Raw genomic sequence first — 18,992 nt, forward strand, 5'->3', positions numbered from 1 at the left:
TCAGTACTTCAACGGCGCGAAGGTTTCACTCCACGGGCGCGGCAAATGCGAGGCGCGCTCTTCTGCCGACTACCCTCTGGCTCCTCGGAACCTAACGCACGCCAGCCACTGCATATGATCGAGGCAACTAACCAAGTACAGAAACGTCGAAGCCATTTTAAGACACGCGGAGCGAAGCAATTGGCGGATAGATGATGTCCATCGTTGACCAAAAGACACCAAAGCTGCGGCGGGCGCTGACGACCCCGCTGCTCACGCTCTATGGGCTTGGAGTTACCGTTGGAGCCGGAATTTACGTGCTTGTTGGTGCGACGGCCGGGATTGCGGGCCCGTATGCCGCTGTTTCGTTCCTAATTGCTGCGCTTGTTGTTGCGCTGACTGCCCTGTCTTACGCAGAATTGGCAACCCGATATCCTGTGAGTGCGGGTGAAGCCGCTTATGTCGAAGCAGGGTTTCAGAAAAGCTGGATGGCCGTTCTGGTCGGTCTCGCGGTGGCCGCCTCGGGCATCATCTCGGCCTCGGCCGTGGCTATCGGGGCCGCGTCGTACCTTCAAACGCTTACAGGCTTAGGCATTTCAAGTCTGACAATCGGTGTTGTTCTGGTCATGGGGCTGATCGCCCTATGGGGGATCACGCAGTCGGTAATGGTGGCGGCAGTCATTACCATCATAGAAATCAGCGGGCTACTTGTCGTTATTAGTTGGGGCCTGTCCCTTCCAGACCCTCAGGGCTATGCCCTCACCCAGATGGTTCCCGGGCTGGACCCAAACGCTTGGAGAGGGATTTTTGCCGCTTCGCTTCTGGCGTTTTTCGCCTTTGTCGGTTTCGAGGACATGGCGAATGTCGCTGAAGAAGTTAAAGACCCCGCCGGAACAATCCCGAAAGCGATCCTGTTGACGCTTATTCTGGCCACGGTCTTGTATCTTGGCACGTCCATGACTGTTCTGTATGTGGTGCCGATCAATGTCCTTTCGACGTCCGCCGCTCCGCTGGCCCTGATTTTTACGGACGCGCCCGAGGTTATCAAGCAGGGGTTTTCGGCCATTGCCATCGTAGCCACGATCAATGGTGTTCTGATCCAGATGATCATGGCATCCCGCGTGATTTACGGGCTCGCGGATCGGGATCATTTGCCTAAGTTTCTGGCTACGGTATCTCAGGTCACTCAGACGCCAACGGTAGCGACAATCATGGTCACGGCGATAATCCTGTTGCTGACCCAAACGATTCCAATCGCCATTCTAGCCGAGCGCACGTCGCAAATTGTTCTGGGGGTCTTTGTGCTGGTCAATCTTTCACTGATCCTTTTGAAGACCCGGGCTGAATTCGAAGAACCGCAGTTCCGCGTGCCACTTGTTGTTCCCCTCTTTGGGGTGGTGACCAGTTTGTTGCTTTTTGCGTTCGCGTTTCTGTAAGCCTGTATCATTGGGTCAAGGAAATCCTGCGATGCGATTTACGTGAACATGACCACTGACCAACCTTCTACAGGAGCGCAGCTTTCTGCATGGTGGCATAGAACCTTTGTTGATCTGGCGCGACAGATGCGATGGTCCTACCTGCCACCGCTCATGGTCTACTTTGCCGCCGGGGTTTCTGGCCTGACATCGGTCGTCGGCGCTTTTTTTCTTAAGGACTATCTTAACCTATCCGCTTCCTTTGTAGCCGGGTTGGCGTTTTGGGCCGGGCTTCCCTGGATCTTGAAAATGCCACTGGGTCATATCGTTGATCTGTTTTGGCGGTGGAAGTCATTGCTGATCCTATTGGGGGCAACCCTGATCACCTTGTCCCTGCTCACCATGTACGGGCTTGTAGCCTTTCCCGGACATATGGCTGATGTCATGCCGCTGGAACACTGGTATATCATTGCCCTGCTCTTGGCGCCTTCCGGCTATGCCATTCAGGATGTCGTCGCCGACGCGATGACGGTCGAGGCCGTTCCAAAGATCAACCCTGACGGGCAGCCGTTTTCGCCCGAGGAAACCCGTGCGCAGCATACAACAATGCAAACACTGGGCAGGATCGCCATTTTCTCGGGATTCGCAGCCGTAGCCGCGGTCAATATCTGGGTGTTCTCGGGAACCGAGGGCATGCAGAAATCAGACCGCCTTGCATTGTATGGCAACGTCTATCTGATCGCGCTTGTCATTCCCCTGTTGTCCGTCAGCGGTGTGGTTTTGCACGGTTTGATACAGCGTCAACGTCTTCGCCTAGGTCATCCCCCGCATACCCCTGACGAAACCACCGAGGTCAAATGGCCAATCCTGCTGGGCGGTCTCGCCTTTGTTGTACTGAGTATCGTGTTGGGAACATCGAATTTCCAACTCGCCCAGGAAACTATTTTTGTAGTCTCACTGAGTGTGATCTTGTACCTGATGTCGCGCTTGGTGAAGGAACTGAACCCAAATCAGGCAAAGGCTCTGATTGGTACGGCGATAATCATTTTCGTGTTTCGTGCGGTTCCCTTGCCCGGGCCGGGGCTGACCTGGTTCGAAATCGACGAGTTGGGGTTTGACGAGCAGTTCCTGGCAATCCTGGCGCTTCTGACGTCCCTGCTTGCACTGGTCGGGCTCATCGTCCTGAGACCGTTTATGGCCAACCGCTCGATTGCGCAGGTCGTTATCATTCTGACCATCGCGTCGGGGGTCCTCGCCCTGCCCAACCTTGCGCTGTATTACGGCGTGCATGAATGGACATCTGCGCATACCGGCGGGATCGTAGACGCAAGGTTCATTGCAATCCTCGACACCGCAGTTGAATCTCCGCTGGGTCAAATCGCGATGGTTCCGATGCTGGCCTGGATCGCACGTAATGCTCCTGTGCATCTGAAGGCAACTTTCTTTGCCGTCATGGCGTCATTCACCAACATGGCCTTGTCGGCCAGCAGTTTGGCAACGAAATACATGAACCAGATTTTCCTGGTGTCGCGCGCGGTAACCGACCCGGAAACCGGTGTCGTCACATCGATTGCCGATTACGGCCAACTTGGACACCTGTTGATCGCCGTGGCCCTGATTTCTGTGATCGTTCCGTTGACGGTCGTATTCTTTGTTCAAAAATCGCCGTTCCAGACCAGTGATTGATTACTGGCTGACAGTTTCATTCAGCAAGGTTTTCAGATGCAAAACCGGAACCCCGATGTTTGACCCCCCGAACTCTGGCAGGATCGCGGCGTTAATCGCGACCACCTCTCCCTTGCGGTTCAGGGCCGGCCCTCCGCTTCCTCCTGACGTTGTTTCTGCGTCGTAAACGACTGCACCCGGGCTTGTCTGCGCCACGATTCCTCGGCTGGCGAGAGGTTGAACCTGGTTTTGAGCAGATAACCGTGCGGCGATCGTCCAGAAATTGACGGACCCGTCTTTCTCGAGCGTTTTCAGAAATTCCGGCCCCGCCTGCGCAATTAACGCTTTCAGGCCAGTAGGATACCCCAGAAGAAAGACTTCGTCACCGCTGCGAGGAAGGTCATCGGCCAGTCGTAATCCCAGCCCTTCGACACGGCTTGGATCAACCGACAAAAGCGCCAGATCAGCGGTCTCACTGAACCGGTCCAAAGTGGCCTCGATCGGGTCGGCCTGACCTGGCAGATAGGCCAGCAACCGCAGCATCTCGGCCTCAAGACCTGCGTTTTTCAGCGCCTGAGCCTTGTCGCCGGATGTCCAGGGCAAGGCAACGTGGCGGTTGGTGGCCAACAGCGGCGTACCCTCCAGCAGAAATCCGGTGCCGGTGAACTGGAACTCTGCGGGCTCACCCGTTGCGTCCGGTTCGATCCAGGGTTGTCCGAAAGGCGTTTGCAACTTCTCTCCGTTTGGCCCCAACACATGGCGCAGCAGTTTACCGCTTTCGATATGACGCAATCCGTAGGCGCCCTGAATGAAAGCCACGGATTGAGTAGAGGCGGTGATAACCCGCGTGGACGCCCCCGCGCGCTGTTCAAGGGTACCCAACCGCTGCTCAGTTGATATCAACTGGTTCTGAAAGGCATCCCTCAACGCCACAAGGTCTTCTGGGGTCAGCACATCTTCCCGCGTCTGGCTAAGCATGGCCGCCACTGCTTCGATCTTGCGGGCTTCCTGTTGCAGGCTGTCGGCCAGTCTACGGTCGTTTTGATAAAGCAGGAACAGCAGACCTGCGATCAGCGCAATCGCTGCAACCACCGTAATCCTGAAGAACATAGTGGTTTGAGAAACAAGCCTTCGCCCACTCTCACGCAGCGCACCCGACATTCTTTGGGCAAAGGGCCGGCGACTTGACCGCGCATAAGCATAGGCGTCACTTAGGATATCCTCGACCGTGTGACGAATGGGAAACCTCTGAGTACAAATGCGGTATCGGGAGATCGGGCCCAATTCGCCAAACTCGATCATGTCGCCGTGTTTCAGCGTTGCCGACACAATCTTGTGGCCATTGACCCAGATGTCTTGCCCCGCCAGCGCGTTGAGCACATAGCCCCCCTCGGACCACTGAAGCGTTGCGATATCTTCGTCATGGGGCGGTGTGTTGTCTTTCAGGCGCAGACCTAGCGCACGGCCTTCGCCAACAGAAACAGTCAATGCGCTGTCAACAAGCCAGGAAACCGTTCCACGGGACGGGCCGGTCAGGCTCTCCAGAAAGGCATGAACATCACCTGCGCAAGGCTCTTGGGGTGTACTCGTGCCGGTCTGATCAATTTCCCGCATAGTTGGGCTCTGCTCAACAGTGATGGGGTCACTCTATCATAAGACGCCCGGAATCCTACCAATCGCGAGGGGGCTGCCCAAAACCGGAAATATCTACAGGCACAAGTCAATTTGGTGGAACGTCCCGAAACGACCCCAATTCTTGCCGGAGCAGGCCTTCACCGGAAAACGCCGTCTGACCTGAAAGTTCTGGAGCGGGTAGCGCGCACCATGTTGCTGGTGCAACATGTTTCAAATGACTTCAATCCCCTTTCCTTTGTTGCATTTTGCGAATTGCGACTGTATCCGATTGTGTAAACATGTTGCAAATGAACCCACCGCAAGTGTGGGGCAGATATGGCAAGAGGCAATAACCGTCTTTCCGCAACTCAAGTAAAGAATGCTGCTCCCGGTAGCGTCATTCAGGATGGAGGCGGTCTATTCCTGAAAAGGTCGCAGAGTGGCGGGCGCTGGTTTTATCGGTTTCAGATCAGCGGCAAACGCCGGGATATGGGTTTGGGCTCATATCCAGACATGTCCCTGTCCGATGCTCGAAAGGAGCGATCGAAGTGGGCGGCTATCGCAGCGCGCGGCGATGATCCGATAGCAGAACGTGAGCGCCAACAGATTGAAGCTGAGAACAGCCAGAACGACCCGACATTCGGGGAAATGGCTGTAATTGTGTTCGAAGGCCGAAAGGAACGGCTGCGCGGCGATGGTGAGCGCGGCATGTGGTATTCGCCCCTCAAGAACCACATCATTCCGAAGATCGGAAAGCGGCGCATCAGTACGTTGACGCAGAAGGACATTCACGACGCCCTGAAACCGATCTGGCGCACCAAGCACGAAACGGCAGACAAGGCGATGTATCGGACGCGCATGGTGCTGCGGCAGGCGAAGTTGATGGGCTATGAGGCGGAACCGTTCATCTGTGACGCGGCGCGTCACATGCTGGGCTACGTGGAGCGGGTTCAAAAGCCACTGCCCGCAACGCCTTGGAAGGAGATACCAGACCTCTATTCGCGGCTGGATCAACATCACCCCTCTTACCTGGCTCTGCGCTTCACGATCCTGACGGCAGCGCGCGGGATGCCAGTGCGCGGGGCACGATTCGATGAAATTGACGGTGACGTGTGGACGGTCCCAAAAGAGCGTATGAAAGGCCAGCGGGGCAAGGTTCAGGATTTTCGCATCCCTCTATCGACCGAGGCCATGAACGTGGTTGAGATATGCCGCGACCTGCGCCGCAATGACTTCCTGTTTCCAAGCCCGAGGACGAACAAAGGCGTCAGTGATGTTGCCATGGCGAAGGTACTGAACCACCTGAATGAAGAGGGTCGCATACACGGTTTCCGGTCGTCGTTCAGGATGTGGATTCAGGATACCAAAGCCGCCGACTACGAAACTGCCGAAACCGCCCTCGCACACGTCGTCGGAAACAAGGTCGAGCGCGCCTATGCCCGCCCTGATCTGCTCGATTGGCGGCGCATCCTCATGCAGAAATGGGCCGATTTCGTAACCCAGACCGAAAGCAAGATATTGCAGCTTCGCGGTTAGATAGGCAGCGGCTCGGTTCGTTTACGACACAATTTTTGTGTACTCTGGGGGCAAGACCTGAAAACAAGCATATTTTCAACTGCATCTTCAAACGAAATAGCGGACGTTCGTCAAAATTTGGGCTGTGACCGAGTTGCAGACCAAGCGACAGTCTAGCGCAAGGCTTGATAGGCAGTTCAGAAGGGTAAATGTGCCCGATGCAACCTTTGTGAAAGGCACAAGTGATCCACATGAAATGATCAATGGCTGCGTTCTACCAAGCACCACGCATGCCAACGTAAACCCCCCCGTTCTTTGAAAACATAATCAAAACATGATCGCTAATTTGCCAAAATGAAATGAAGAGGCGATCATCAATTGCCTAAGCGGCAAGGATCAAAGTAGGTGCCTGAGAGATTTCTATCTGCAAAATTGTGTGGGTCTCCCTCCTTCGAACGGATGGATGGCACAGCGGTGCACTTTCCGACAAAGCGCGGATTAGCGCTTTTTACATATCTTGTAGTCAGGCCCGGAGAACGTATTCCCCGCGATGCATTGGCAGACTTGCTATGGGGAGACCGCGGCCCGAGCTCTGCCAAAACAGCGCTAAGGGGCACCATCTACGAGGTCAAGAAGGCGCTCGAAACAAATGCGAGCACGGTACTGGAGGTCCATCGCAATCATCTGTGCGTCGATCCTGATACCGTCGAGTCCGACATAGTGAGCGATTTGACTCCCGCTCAGGCGGCGGCGTTTCTCTCTGGCTTCGAAATCGGATCGATCGCTTTTGACGATTGGATTTCTGAGACGCGAGTGCGACTGACCAAGGCTGCATCGGTCAAAGCAATGGATGCCGCTGAAACCGCTCTGGCCGAAGGAAACGGCGAGCGCGCACTCGAAATCGTGACAGAACTTATCGCGATAGACCCGCTCGACGAACCGGCGAACCGCTTGTCTATGAGAGCGAAAGTGGCGCTTGGTCGACGTTCCGATGCGCTTAAGGACTTTGATGACCTACAAAACCTTCTGCTCCAAGAGCTAGACGCGCAGCCTGACGATCTGACCTTGGAGCTGAATGAACATATCCGACGAGGCGAAAGGCTACTGCCGCGAGAGAAATTGGAGCGGCCTTCAGTGCCTTCGATTGCAGTCATGCCGTTCGTTGATAGAACCAGCGAGGCGCGACACAGCCACATTGTCGAGGGATTGTTTGAGACGATTGCAAGCGGCCTATCGCGCGACCGATCACTCTTTGTGATCTCGACAGCATCAACATCTCAGTATCGCTCTCTTCCAGTCAAGCCTGCGGAAGTCGCCAACGAACTTGGCGTTCGGTATCTGGTTGAGGGACGAGTGCGCATGGATCCCGCACGAATGCGCCTTGATGTCCAATTAGTCGATGGCGTCCGTGGCGCCCTTGTATGGAGTGAGACCTACGATTGCGAACGACCCGAGATGCTGGAGATACAAGATGAGATCGTCGCTCGCATTGTTGCAACGCTACGTGGCTACAAAGGCGTCATACAGCGAACTGAATTGCGAAGGGCTCGGTCGAAGTCCGAAGTTGATCTGACGGCCTACGACCTATTGATGCAAGGTATGGCCCTAAAAGAACACTTTTTGAAAGATGACATGCGCACCGCTCGTTCGTTATTTGAACGCGCGATATCGATCAGCCCGACGATGGCGGCGGCATATGGCTGGCTGGCATGGACGTGGTTTTTCGAGGTTTACATGGGTTGGACGGATGAGATCGAGGCCGCTTTGGATGAGACTTTCCGAGCCGCCCAGAAAGCCGTCGAGCTTGACCCTGACTTGGACTTCGCCCACTGGGCATTAGGTGCGGCCAACTTAGCCGCCGGTGACAATGAACAGGCATTGTCTGGCTTTCAGCGCGCTTTGGACCTGAATCCAAATAATTCCGATGCGATGGCGAACATGGCCTGGCCCCTAGTCTTTACAGGGCGGACGACCGAAGCTCTCGATAAGCTTCGTCAAGCAACGCGTCTCAATCCGTTTTATCCCGATTGGTACACTTGGGGCATTGGTATGGCCCTTTATGCACAGGGCGATTGTGTCGAAGCAGCGAACGAACTCGCGCAAATGACACAACCCAACGACCAGAGCCTTGCCTTCATGGCTGCTGCATTAGCCGAGGACGGTCAGGCTAAGAAAGCTGCAGATGCGCGGAACAAACTACTGGCTCTTGCCCCACATTTCGAGGTCAGTCGCTGTCTCGATGCGCTTCCTTTTTGCGACGCTTCAATCACCAACCGTTTTAGAGCATCCTTGGTTGGCCTTGGGTTACCCGATTGAGGAGCTAGCGGCTCCGACTGCGTTCCGACGATTTTCCGACGTTCGATTCTCAACATGGTGCTCATGGTCGACATGAGGAGTAAACAACCATGCTACAGAACGACAAAGATGCCATCCGCGGAGCAATTGGCCGCTATTTTGAAGGTATGAAAACCGCCGATGTTGCTCTGCTTAAGAGTGCTTTCCACGAACACGCTAACTTCTTCGGTGACTTTGGACCCGACCTTTGTGAAGCACCGATCCAAGGCCTGTTCGATTGGGCTTCATCGGAACTACAGCCCGGTCAAACAGGGCCCGACCATCGTATGGAGATTGACGACATTCGTGTGTTCGGCAGTGTTGCTGTCGTGCAGTGCCGTGAACTTGGATTTATGGGGGGCGACTGCGACGAGGTCTTCATGCTGGTGAAGTCTGCTGGCGGCTGGTTGATCACTAACAAATCATGGGCAGATGCTTAGACTCAGGTAATGCCTCCGCCGCTAGTATGGATCAAACCGGGCTCGCAAATGCAGTGGCTCGGTTTGGTTTCGAAAGTTAGAGCGACTTTGCTCAATCATAAAGGTCTGCTGTGGGCTCAAGGCAGTCATCTGAGTCTTTTAGTCAGATGACGGCTTAGGAACGGATAGCGGTCATTATCGGTGATCATTCCGAGAATTTTCGCCTGAAGGTCTGCATTGAACGGCAGCGGACGTTCGCTGAAACGTGCTGAACGGCAGAGTTGCGGACTAAGCCGCCAATCAGTTTGGAAGCGCATGAGACCGTAACGGCCCAATCCTGCCATTCACCAAGGCAAGTCGCTGTTGCAGCGCGGCCCGTCAAACCGGCCATTCACTGCGCCTGCAATATCGGTGATGGAACAAACTCATAGTCTGCGGGAAAAGGCAGGAGAGCTTATACACGGTTTCGCGACATGACCTAGATCATCGAGGACGCAGCCATCCCGACCAGGAAAGCCTCCACCTCGGATTTTGTGCGCTCCGGGTCCTCGTCCTTGATCGCCCGCGCGATCTTCGACAAGCGGTCATGAAAATGCTGCCGCACGAGGTTGGCCACCGGCGCCTGGTCCATCCCGCCGTCAAAGTTGTTCGAGCGTCGCGCGCTGACGATCTGCTCGAAGGTCCAGAGCAGGAAGCTGTTGCCGGCCTCCTGATAGTAGAGCCGGGCGAAGGCGTAGATCTCTTCCTTGAATTGCAGCCATGTCGGTGCGCCGAGGATACCGTCGAGCGCGGCGTCGAGGTCCTGGCAGAACCGCCGCGTCGGCGCTTCGGCGGCGCGGGCCGCAATGCTCGGTTCGATCAGGAGCCTCGCCTCCAGCGTTTCGAGGAAATCGTGCGACCGTTCCGGCGACATGTCGACGGCGGCCTCTCTCAGTTCGATGATCTGAGGCGCGCGTTCCGACAGGTAGGTGCCGCTTCCGATCTTGCGCTCCACCAGCCCTTCCTTCTGCAGCATCAGAAGCGCGTCACGGACCTGCGTGCGCGAGGCATTCTTCATCTCTGCGAGCTTGCGTTCATTCGGGATCCGGTGACCCGGAGCGATCTCGCCCGAACGGATAAGATCGCGGATTTCCTGATAAACTCGGTCCGTGACTGTCTGCGACATGGTGCGGCATCTTCTGTTTTCCGTCAAATTGGCCGACCAATCGCACATTTTGGGTTCACTTCCAAGTGTCCTGCGTGAATTGGTTGGCACTTTCGCCCTTGCCCCAGCAGGTTGGTGATTGGATTCTGCAGTTGACAAATGGTTGATCATTTGCCGATAATTGGTTGACCGATGCGTGCCGCCGCCTGCATTCGGTGAACCAATGCCCGGAAAACGGGCCTGACATGACAGACATGGAGGAAATGATGGCTTCTTCGCAGCGCAGACTGCTGACCGGCACGGCGATGCTGGCGGCGACGAGTACCTTCGCGGTCCTGGCCGGCGCCACGGCAGCGATGGCAGAGTTCTCGTGGAACCAGTTCTCGGGACAATCCATCACGGTGATGATGCCCGAACACCCGGTCACGGACGGCGTCCGTTCGGTGCTCGATCAGTTCGAGGCCGACACCGGTATCGACGTCAACCTGCAGACCATGGCCGAGGATCTTTACTTCGACCGCATGGAGGTCGCGCTGCGCGGGTCCGACGGCAACGCCCAGATGGACGTCTACTTCCTGCCGATGGATTCGACAGCCTATACCCAGCATACGAACGGCCTTATCCATTCGCTGCAGGGCTATATCGACAACCCCGACATGACGTCGGCGGACTATGATATCGCCGACATTCCGGCGGGCTTCCTCGACGCGACGAAATACGATGTGAACGGCGCCTGGGAATATCACGGCATTCCGGCCTCGTTCGAGACCTACATCCTCTTCGCCAACATGGACCACGTGAACACCTATCTCGACGGCAAGATGCCGAGGACGATGGAAGAGTTGATCGCTGCGGCGCGCGAGGTGAAGGAGGAAAGCGGTGGCGCGGTGGCGGGCGCGGTTCTGCGCGGCATCCGCTCGGACACGCTGATCGACACGGTGACCGGTTTCGTCAACACCTCCGTCGGCGCGGCCGATCGCTCGGCGCCCTACAACGTGTGGTTCGACGGCGACTGGTCGAAGCCGAAGATGGACGATCCTGACATCGTCCGCGGGCTTTCGAACTATGCCGAGTTGATGAAGGCCGGCCCGGTCAACATTCAGGCGATGGACTGGCCCGACGCCTCGCAGTTCTTCATGGCCGGCGGTGCCGCCTTCTTCATCGACGCAAGCCTCTTTGCTCCCGGTTTCGAGAATGCGGACGAAAGCCCGATTGCCGGCAAGATCGGCTATTCGGTAATCCCTGTCGACAACGATGAGGGCCAGCCCTACACCGCCCACTGGCAGTGGGGCTTCGGCATCCCGGCGCAGGCGTCGAATGCGGATGCCGGCTGGCTCTTCATCCAGTACATGTCGAACAAGGATAACGCGGTTGCCATCGGCAAACTACATGGCGGTGCGCCGCGCCTCTCGACCTGGAACGAGGCCGACTATGCGGCGAGCTTCCCCAAGGCCTATATCGACGCGGTGTCGGCGGCGATGCCGAACTCGCAGACCTCGGTCGTGCAGCGCGCCGGCTGGAGCGAGTTTGCACTGCGCATCATCGACGTGATCCAGGCCATCTACGGCGGCGAGGATCCGGCAACGGCAGGTGCGGCGGCCCAGGCCGACTTCCAGAAGATGGCCGCGAACTGATCGCGGCCTTTCCCCGGGCGGCGCCTGTCGCCCGGGGGCTGATTTCCCGCTACCGTGAACCGACCCGAATTTCCCTGACCGGAAGGCATTCATGACGTCCATGCGAAAATCCCTGTCCGAAGCCACGGAGTTCTGGTTCATCCTGCCGTGCCTTCTGGTCCTGGCTTTGACCTCGCTCTACCCGGTGGGTTTCGCTTTCGCGATGTCGCTGACCAACTGGAACTGGGGCAACCAGATGGATTTCGTCGGACTGTCGAATTATGCCGGTCTTCTGTCCGACCCGGAATTCTGGACGGTCATGAGCAACACCGTCGTCTTTGCCGTGGCGGCAACTTCTGTCGAGGTGGCGCTGGGCTTCTACCTTGCGGTGCAGGTTGACAAGTTGGCGATACCGACCGACCTGATCCGCGCGGTGCTGATGCTGCCGCTGATGGTTTCGGGCATCGTCGTGGCGCTGATGTCCAAGGTGATGTTCGACCCCTTCCTGGGCATCATCAACCACCTGATCGGCGCCTTCGGCCTTGGCCCCTCGGCCTTCTACGGCGCGGCCGGCACCGCGATGCCCTCGATCGTCGGCGTCGATGTCTGGTGGCAGACCGCCTTTGTCTTCATCATCATGCTCGCCGGCCTGCGCGGCCTGCCCAACGACCCGATCGAGGCGGCGCGGGTCGAGGGGGCGAGCGAGTTCACGATCTTCTGGAAGATCCGCTTCCCGATGCTGCGCTCGCTCCTGATCACCGTCGTGATCATCCGCGCCATCGACACGCTCAAGGTCTTCGACATCGTCTTCGGCACCACGGGCGGCGGTCCCGGCATCGCGACCGAGGTGGTCCAGACCTTCGTCTACCGTACCGCCTACAGCTACCAGCAGATCGGCAAGGCGATGGCGACGATGATCCTCTTCTCGCTTCTCATCCTCGCGATCTCGCTCGCTCTGCAGGCATTGCAGCGGCGGGGGGAGGACGCCTGATGGCCGGCGCGACGATCACCCCGACCTCCGGCCGGCTGATGGCGCGGCTGTCGACGGCCTGGGCCTATGTGTTCACGGGTGCAATGGTGCTGTTCAGCCTCTTCCCGGTCTACTGGGTGTTGACCGTATCGCTGAAGTCCAAGCGCGACAGCCTTGCTAACCCGCCGCTCTGGCTGTTCGACCCGGTGGCAGCGAATTACATCAAGCTGTGGTCGCACGACACCTTCAAGTACACGTTCTTGAACTCGGTGATCATCACGATCCTCGGCGTCGCCCTTTCGCTCGCCATCGCGATCCCGACCGCCTATGCCATCGTCCGGCTGAAGATCCGCGGTCAGAACATCGTCGGGGTCTGGCTGATCCTCGCCTACATGCTGCCGGAGTTCCTGTTCGTCCTGCCGATGTTTTCACTTTACCAGTTGACCGGGCTTTACGACACCCATGTGGGCCTGGCCCTGATGTATCAGGTCCACGTGCTGCCGCTCTCGATCTGGCTGCTGAGTTCCTTCTTCCGCGAGATCAATCCTGCCATAGACGAGGCGGCACGGATCGAGGGCTGCACGAACTGGCAGATCCTGACGAAGATTTATGTGCCTTGCACGCTGCCCGGCATGGTCGCGACCGCGATCCTGAACGCGATCTGGATCTGGAACGAACTGGCCATCGCGCTGGGCCTGACGTTTTCAAAGGCCCAGACCGTCACGCTGGGGGTGACGAGCTTCCGGGGCTACGCCGCGCTCGACTGGGGCGCGATGACCGCCGCCTCGATCATCGCCATCGTACCGATGCTGATCTTCGCCATCATCGCACAGAAACACATCGTCAAGGGTCTGACCCTCGGCGCCGTCAAGGGTTAAGGACCAGATGCCGTTTACGGAAACCGGCATACAGCAATTTCAGACGATCTTCGGGCGGAACCTTCTGGCCGAGGTCCCGGGCTTCGTCCTGCCGAAGATCCTCGTGGTGACGATGGCGGATCTCTGGCCGATCTTCCGTGGCCGGCTGCCGGCGGATGTCGAGGTCTACCTGGTGGAGTCGATGGAGCGGAGCCGACTCGAATCCGACGTTGCCCGACTGGACGGTGTCGCTTCGATCGTCGGCCTTGGCGGAGGGCAGGCCATCGACGCCGCCAAGTATTTCGCCTGGAGGCTGAACCGTCCGCTCTTCCAGTTCCCGACCTCGCTTTCGGTGGATGCCGTCTTCGGCCATCGCTCCGGTGTCCGCGAAAACAGCATCGTGAAATACGTCGGCTGGGCGGTGCCGCAGTCGGTCTATATCGACCTCGACATCATCGAGGCTGCGCCGCGTGCGCTGAATATCGGTGGGGTCGGCGACGTCTTCTGCTTCCTCACGGGTGTGATGGACTGGCGCTACGCCGACGCGAAGGGCAAATGCGAGGCACGCTGGCCCTACGATGACAGCCTCGCCACAATCTCGCTGTCCAAGGCCGAGGCGGCTCTCGCGGCGCTCGACGATATCCGCGATCTCACGCCTGACGGCATTCGCATCATGGTCGACGCGCTGAAATGGGGTGGCGCCTCGTTCCACGGCGCGGGCTGGAACCCGCGCCATATCGAAGGGGTGGAGCACTACATCTTCTACGCGCTCGAGGCGCATACGGGCAGAAAGTTCCTGCACGGTCAGGCGGTCTGCCTCGGCCTCATCCTCGGCGCGATGATGCATGGCCAGCGTGTCGAGGAGCTTCTGACTGCCGTGACCCATCTCGGCGTCGATATCCGGCCGGCGGCGATGCATGTGACTTGGGACGATGTCTTCACCGCGATGCGCGGGTTGCGGGATTTCGTCGCGCGCGAAGGGCTGGCCTACGGCATCGCCCATGATTTCGAAGTGACGGAGGACTTCCTGTCGGAGGCGCGCGACAGGATCGAAGGGGCGTTTTCGGCATGAGACAACAGGCAGGAACCGTAACGCCAGATCTTTCCGGCGCCGAGGCGCGGCTGGCGGCGCTTGGCCTCGCGCTGCCGCCGGTTCCCGCCGCCGTAGGCAATTTCGACCTCGGCTCGATCGACGGGACGACACTCTACCTGTCCGGGCAGGGGCCGCTTCTGGAGAATGGCGAGCTTGCACGCGGCAAGGTCGGGCGGGATGTCACCGCCGACGAGGCCGCGCACCACGCGATGCGCACGGGCCTCGTCCTCATCAGCGCGATGAAGGAAATTCTCGGCTCGCTCGATCATGTCGCGCAGATCCGCAAGGTCTTTGGCATGGTGAACGGCACGCCGGATTTTGCCGATCATCCGAAGGTGATCAACGGCTGTTCCGACCTCTTCTGCGCCGTCTTTGCTGAGCGTGGCCGGCACGCCCGGGCTGCCGTTGGCGTGGGGTCTCTGCCCGACAACATCACCGTCGAGATCGACGCCATCGTCTCGATCTCGCCCGACTGGAAGGCGCGCAGATGAGTGAAATACGGTTCGTCAACGCCGCCAAGCGGTACGGCGGCAATGTCGAGGTGATCCGCGACCTCAACCTGCATGTGCGCGAAGGCGAGTTCATGGTGCTTGTCGGCCCCTCGGGCTGCGCCAAGTCCACAACGCTGCGGATGATCGCCGGGCTGGAAACGGTTTCGGCGGGCGATCTGATGATCGGCGGGGTTCGGGCCAACGACCTGTCGCCGGCCGAGCGCAACATCTCGATGGTGTTTCAGTCCTACGCGCTCTTTCCGAATATGTCGGTGCGCGACAACCTCTCCTTCGGTTTGAAGATCCGCAAGACCGATCCCGCCACGGTCGGCGCGGAAGTGACCCGCGTCGCCGGTATGCTGGGTCTTGGCGAGCTTCTCGACCGCAAGCCGCGCCAGCTTTCGGGCGGTCAGGCCCAAAGAGTGGCCTTGGGCCGCGCGATGATCCGCAAGCCATCGGCTTTTCTCTTTGACGAGCCGCTTTCGAATCTGGACGCTGAGCTAAGGGTCCAGATGCGGGGAGAGATTTCCCAGATGCAGAAAGAGCTTGGAACGACCACCGTCTATGTCACCCACGATCAGGTTGAGGCCATGACCATGGGCGACCGGATCGCGGTGATGAACCGGGGCCGGGTGATGCAGGTGGGTTCGCCGATCGAGCTGTACGAAACACCGGCCAATACATTTGTCGCCGGGTTCATCGGAAGCCCCCGGATGAACATCCTGCCGGCGGCGACGCTTCTGGCCGGATCGACCGGGGTGGACCGACGGGTCGCGCCGCCGGCCGGCGCGGTGCTCGGCATCCGGCCGGAACATGTCATCATCGACCACGACGACGCCTTTGGCATCGGATCGGCGCGCGTTGACAGGATCGAGGATCTTGGCCACGAGGCCTTGGTTCACCTGACGACGGCGACCGGGGCGCCCCTGACGGCACGCGCCTCGGGCGAGATCCGCGGTGCCGTGGCAAAAGGTCAGACCGTGTCACTTGGCATCCGCCCGGACCAGCTCCACACCTTCGATGAGGCGAACGGGGAGCGTATGGCATGACTACGGACCCCTTCGCGCGCTGGAACCTGACCCCGGTGATCAATGCATCGGGTACGATGACAAGCCTCGGCGCCTCGCGCGTGGCGCCGGAAACCCGCTCACTGGTCGACGGCATTCTGGGTTCCTTCGTCGGGATGGATGAGTTGCAGGCACGGGCGGGGGCGATCATTGAACGCGTCACCGGGGCCGAGGCCGGCTGCGTCACCGCCTGTTCCGCCGCCGCGATGACGCAGGCCGTCGCGGCCTGTCTGACCGGCTCAGACCTGGCGCGGATCGAGCAACTACCGGCAACCGAAGGAGAGGCCCGGGTGATCCTGCCGATGGGTCATATGGTCAACTACGGTGCGCCGGTCGATCAGGCGATCCGCCTTGCGGGGGCGCAGCTCGTGCCCGTCGGAACGGCGGCCGCCTGCGAGACCTGGCACCTGCGCCGCGCACTGGAAGACGGTACGGCAGCGGCGATGTATGTGGTTTCGCACCATACGGTACGGGAAAACGAATTGCCGATGGACGTGTTCATCGGCCTGTGCCGCGAATACGGCGTGCCGGTCATCGTCGACATGGCATCGGAATACGACCTGACGGGCCCCATAGCGCTCGGCGCGTCGGTCGCGATCTATTCGGGACACAAGTTCCTGTCCGGCGTGACCAGCGGGATTGTTGCCGGTCGCGCCGATCTGGTGAGGGCGACATACCTCCAGCATCGCGGCATCGGCCGCACGATGAAGGCCGGCAAGGAAAGCGTCGTCGGCGCCATGGCTGCGCTGGAGCTTTGGGAAGGCCGCGACCACGAGGCAGAGCGCGCACGCGAAGAGGCGCGGGTCGATCTGTGGATGGCCGAACTTTCGGATATCCCGGGACTGCACCCTGCGCGCCACGCCGACTGGACCGGCAACCCGATCACACGGGTGAAGGTCGTCGTCGAGCCGGAAGAAGCCCGCGCCCATGCCTGGGAACTGGCCGACAGGCTCGCGTCACGGCGGCCCCGGATTGTCGTCCGCGACGATCTGATCGAACGGGGCGAGTTCTACCTCGACCCCTGCAACGTCACCGATGGCGAGGCCCGCGCCGTGGCCGGTGCCATTTCCGAGGAGGCGCGTCGGTTCCGGGAGGAGGGCGGCGGGCTGAAAAGAAGCTGGAGCGAGATGAAAAGCGCACGCGAGGCCGCCGTAGTGAGCTGGAGCGGGGGCGGCGATGCTGCTTGAGGGCAAGCGCATCCTGATCACGGGCGCAGCGCGCGGCATCGGCCTTGCCGTCGCGCGGGCCTGTCTTGCTCATGGCGGCGAGGTGATGCTGACGGATGTCGATGGCGATGCACTTCTGGCCTCGACGCAAACACTCGATGGCGAGGGTTTTGCGCCCCGACACGCCGTTCTCGACGTGGCCGACGCCGCGTCGATTTCCAGCGCCCTGGAAGGTATCGTGGACTGGCCGGCGCTAGACGTGCTGATCAACAATGCCGCGATGCTCGACATAAGTGATGCTGCCACCGTGGGTGAGGCGCGGTGGAGCCGGGTTCTCGATGTCAACCTGACCGGCGCGCTGCGGGTCACGCAGGCCGCGTTGCCGATGCTTCGGCGTTCGGTCGCCGCCGCGGTAATAAACACGGTTTCGACGCAGGCTTTCCAGGGCGTTCCGCACTCTGCCGCCTATGCCACAGCCAAGGGCGGGCTGATGATGCTGACCCGGTCAATGGCCGTGGACTTCGGGGCCGAGGGCATCCGGGTCAACGCCGTCGCGCCCGGTTTTATCGACACCCGGATGGCGCTGATGGCGGATGGAACGCATGAGCATGACATGGCCGATTTCCGCGACCACTACATCGCCGCCGGCCGCATCCCGCTGCGCCGTCCCGGTACGCCCGAGGATTGCGCCGGAGCCTTCATCTTCCTTGCCTCCGATCTCAGCCGGTACATCACCGGTCAGGCCATCTGCGTCGATGGCGGGCTGACGGCGACCTACTGATGCGGGATCCGATCAATCTTCAGGTGCTCGGAGCCGCCCGCGCCGTTCTCGGTGAAGGGATACGTTACGACGCGCCGTCGGACAGCTTCACCTGGCTTGACATTCCCACCAACCGCGGTTGGGCAGTATCGCCCGACGGCCTCGAGACGGCCCTGGACCTCGGTCCCGAGGCCGCCTTCGCCTGTCGGATGACCGATGGGCGGCTTCTGTCGGGCGGGGCGACGGGGCTTTTGGCTGATGGCCGGGCGCTTCCCGGCGGCGCGGATTGGCTGGGTTCTGACGAGGTGCTGAACGATGGGGCGGTTCACCCCTCGGGCCACTTCGTCGTTTTCGGCAGCCGGGACCGTGACGAAGCAAAACCAAGCGGTCACGCGTGGTTGCTGGGCCGCCGGCTGGTTCGGTTTCCCTGGTCCTTCACCGTCTTCAACGGCCCCGCCTTCAGCCCTTGCGGCACCCGCGTCTACTTTGCCGACTCGCCCGCCCGCATCATCTATGCGGCCCCGGTTGACGCCGCTGCGCAGACCATCGGCGAGCGCGGGGTCTTTGCGCGAGTCCCCGACGACCTTGGTTTCCCGGATGGCATGGCCTGTGACGTAGACGGCGGTCTTTGGTCGGCACATTGGGACGGCAGTTGCGTGACCCGCTACAAGCCCGATGGTGCGGTCGACGTCCGCATCGGGCTCCCGGTCATCCGGCCCACGTCGATTGCCTTTCGCGGCCGCACGATCGCCGTCACCACCGCCCAACCCGACACCCCAACGGACAGCACACCCGACGGGCACGCGCTGACCCTAGCGGTCGACCATCACGGCACGGCCAGCCCGCGCCTTTCGACTTCGATTCTGGACGCTCTTTCCAAGGATGCATGA

The 18,992-nt window shown here is 59.6% G+C and carries 16 protein-coding genes; 14 read left to right on the forward strand and 2 right to left on the reverse strand.

The genetic code is table 11. From position 1 onward, the window contains the following. Positions 1–194 precede the first annotated feature (194 nt). Complete coding sequence (locus AC2FLO_RS12195) at positions 195–1,415, forward strand: APC family permease (protein WP_496751743.1); 1,221 nt, start codon at positions 195–197, stop codon at positions 1,413–1,415. A gap of 48 nt (positions 1,416–1,463) precedes the next feature. After that, positions 1,464–3,080, forward strand: coding sequence for an MFS transporter (locus tag AC2FLO_RS12200; RefSeq protein ID WP_496751741.1), 1,617 nt, complete (start codon positions 1,464–1,466; stop codon positions 3,078–3,080). On the opposite strand, the gene AC2FLO_RS12205 is transcribed toward AC2FLO_RS12200, so the two are convergent. Then, entirely contained in the window at positions 3,081–4,673 is a 1,593-nt protein-coding gene (locus tag AC2FLO_RS12205; RefSeq protein WP_496751739.1) for a trypsin-like peptidase domain-containing protein, read from the reverse strand. 336 nt (positions 4,674–5,009) lie between these two features. Here AC2FLO_RS12205 and AC2FLO_RS12210 point away from each other — a divergent pair, with 336 nt between their 5' ends. The 3 genes from AC2FLO_RS12210 (at position 5,010) to AC2FLO_RS12220 (ending at position 8,962) form a co-directional block, all read left to right on the forward strand. Next, entirely contained in the window at positions 5,010–6,209 is a 1,200-nt protein-coding gene (locus tag AC2FLO_RS12210; RefSeq protein WP_496811691.1) for a tyrosine-type recombinase/integrase, read from the forward strand. A gap of 384 nt (positions 6,210–6,593) precedes the next feature. Continuing rightward, a complete protein-coding gene (locus AC2FLO_RS12215) occupies positions 6,594–8,504 on the forward strand; it encodes a BTAD domain-containing putative transcriptional regulator (RefSeq protein WP_496806668.1) in 1,911 nt (636 codons plus the stop codon). A gap of 89 nt (positions 8,505–8,593) precedes the next feature. Beyond that, positions 8,594–8,962, forward strand: coding sequence for a nuclear transport factor 2 family protein (locus AC2FLO_RS12220; protein WP_496751734.1), 369 nt, complete (start codon positions 8,594–8,596; stop codon positions 8,960–8,962). A 457-nt stretch (positions 8,963–9,419) separates the two neighbouring features. Here AC2FLO_RS12220 and AC2FLO_RS12225 read toward each other — a convergent pair whose 3' ends face one another. Further along, positions 9,420–10,106 (reverse strand): FadR/GntR family transcriptional regulator, encoded by a 687-nt coding sequence (locus tag AC2FLO_RS12225; protein ID WP_496751732.1) that lies wholly within the window; start codon positions 10,104–10,106, stop codon positions 9,420–9,422. 224 nt (positions 10,107–10,330) lie between these two features. Here AC2FLO_RS12225 and AC2FLO_RS12230 point away from each other — a divergent pair, with 224 nt between their 5' ends. The 9 genes from AC2FLO_RS12230 to AC2FLO_RS12270 all read left to right on the forward strand — a co-directional run bounded on the left by AC2FLO_RS12230 (position 10,331) and on the right by AC2FLO_RS12270 (position 18,992). After that, the gene (locus tag AC2FLO_RS12230) at positions 10,331–11,719 is read left to right on the forward strand and encodes an ABC transporter substrate-binding protein (protein ID WP_496804196.1); all 1,389 of its coding nucleotides are present in this window, start codon (positions 10,331–10,333) and stop codon (positions 11,717–11,719) included. Positions 11,720–11,810: 91 nt separating this feature from the next. Beyond that, positions 11,811–12,689, forward strand: a complete 879-nt coding sequence (locus AC2FLO_RS12235; protein ID WP_496804195.1) for a carbohydrate ABC transporter permease — start codon at positions 11,811–11,813, stop codon at positions 12,687–12,689. After that, complete coding sequence (locus AC2FLO_RS12240; RefSeq protein WP_496751726.1) at positions 12,689–13,546, forward strand: carbohydrate ABC transporter permease; 858 nt, start codon at positions 12,689–12,691, stop codon at positions 13,544–13,546. The genes AC2FLO_RS12235 and AC2FLO_RS12240 overlap by 1 nt, the downstream gene beginning before the upstream one ends. A 7-nt stretch (positions 13,547–13,553) precedes the next feature. Further along, positions 13,554–14,597: an iron-containing alcohol dehydrogenase gene (locus AC2FLO_RS12245; protein WP_496751725.1), complete on the forward strand. Its 1,044-nt coding sequence runs from the start codon at positions 13,554–13,556 to the stop codon at positions 14,595–14,597. Beyond that, positions 14,594–15,109 carry a RidA family protein gene (locus tag AC2FLO_RS12250; RefSeq protein ID WP_496751723.1) on the forward strand — a complete coding sequence of 172 codons (516 nt, stop codon included), beginning with the start codon at positions 14,594–14,596 and terminating at the stop codon, positions 15,107–15,109. The genes AC2FLO_RS12245 and AC2FLO_RS12250 overlap by 4 nt, the downstream gene beginning before the upstream one ends. Continuing rightward, positions 15,106–16,158, forward strand: a complete 1,053-nt coding sequence (locus tag AC2FLO_RS12255; protein WP_496751721.1) for an ABC transporter ATP-binding protein — start codon at positions 15,106–15,108, stop codon at positions 16,156–16,158. Before AC2FLO_RS12250 ends, AC2FLO_RS12255 begins: the two co-directional genes overlap by 4 nt. Next, on the forward strand, positions 16,155–17,363 hold the full coding sequence (locus AC2FLO_RS12260; protein ID WP_496751720.1) for an aminotransferase class V-fold PLP-dependent enzyme: 1,209 nt from the start codon (positions 16,155–16,157) through the stop codon (positions 17,361–17,363). The genes AC2FLO_RS12255 and AC2FLO_RS12260 overlap by 4 nt, the downstream gene beginning before the upstream one ends. After that, the gene (locus AC2FLO_RS12265; RefSeq protein ID WP_496804194.1) at positions 17,353–18,123 is read left to right on the forward strand and encodes an SDR family NAD(P)-dependent oxidoreductase; all 771 of its coding nucleotides are present in this window, start codon (positions 17,353–17,355) and stop codon (positions 18,121–18,123) included. Before AC2FLO_RS12260 ends, AC2FLO_RS12265 begins: the two co-directional genes overlap by 11 nt. A 23-nt stretch (positions 18,124–18,146) precedes the next feature. Continuing rightward, positions 18,147–18,992 carry an SMP-30/gluconolactonase/LRE family protein gene (locus tag AC2FLO_RS12270; RefSeq protein WP_496751716.1) on the forward strand — a complete coding sequence of 282 codons (846 nt, stop codon included), beginning with the start codon at positions 18,147–18,149 and terminating at the stop codon, positions 18,990–18,992.

This window comes from Ruegeria sp. TASC047 (assembly GCF_059612445.1).

Coding starts and splice junctions, on each gene's coding strand:
- AC2FLO_RS12230 (WP_496804196.1), top strand. CDS start 10,331: ATGACAGACATGGAGGAAATGATGGCTTCTTCGCAGCGCAGACTGCTG.
- AC2FLO_RS12235 (WP_496804195.1), top strand. CDS start 11,811: ATGACGTCCATGCGAAAATCCCTGTCCGAAGCCACGGAGTTCTGGTTC.
- AC2FLO_RS12265 (WP_496804194.1), top strand. CDS start 17,353: ATGCTGCTTGAGGGCAAGCGCATCCTGATCACGGGCGCAGCGCGCGGC.
- AC2FLO_RS12260 (WP_496751720.1), top strand. CDS start 16,155: ATGACTACGGACCCCTTCGCGCGCTGGAACCTGACCCCGGTGATCAAT.
- AC2FLO_RS12220 (WP_496751734.1), top strand. CDS start 8,594: ATGCTACAGAACGACAAAGATGCCATCCGCGGAGCAATTGGCCGCTAT.
- AC2FLO_RS12225 (WP_496751732.1), bottom strand. CDS start 10,106: ATGTCGCAGACAGTCACGGACCGAGTTTATCAGGAAATCCGCGATCTT.
- AC2FLO_RS12210 (WP_496811691.1), top strand. CDS start 5,010: ATGGCAAGAGGCAATAACCGTCTTTCCGCAACTCAAGTAAAGAATGCT.
- AC2FLO_RS12255 (WP_496751721.1), top strand. CDS start 15,106: ATGAGTGAAATACGGTTCGTCAACGCCGCCAAGCGGTACGGCGGCAAT.
- AC2FLO_RS12240 (WP_496751726.1), top strand. CDS start 12,689: ATGGCCGGCGCGACGATCACCCCGACCTCCGGCCGGCTGATGGCGCGG.
- AC2FLO_RS12195 (WP_496751743.1), top strand. CDS start 195: ATGTCCATCGTTGACCAAAAGACACCAAAGCTGCGGCGGGCGCTGACG.
- AC2FLO_RS12205 (WP_496751739.1), bottom strand. CDS start 4,673: ATGCGGGAAATTGATCAGACCGGCACGAGTACACCCCAAGAGCCTTGC.
- AC2FLO_RS12250 (WP_496751723.1), top strand. CDS start 14,594: ATGAGACAACAGGCAGGAACCGTAACGCCAGATCTTTCCGGCGCCGAG.
- AC2FLO_RS12200 (WP_496751741.1), top strand. CDS start 1,464: ATGACCACTGACCAACCTTCTACAGGAGCGCAGCTTTCTGCATGGTGG.
- AC2FLO_RS12245 (WP_496751725.1), top strand. CDS start 13,554: ATGCCGTTTACGGAAACCGGCATACAGCAATTTCAGACGATCTTCGGG.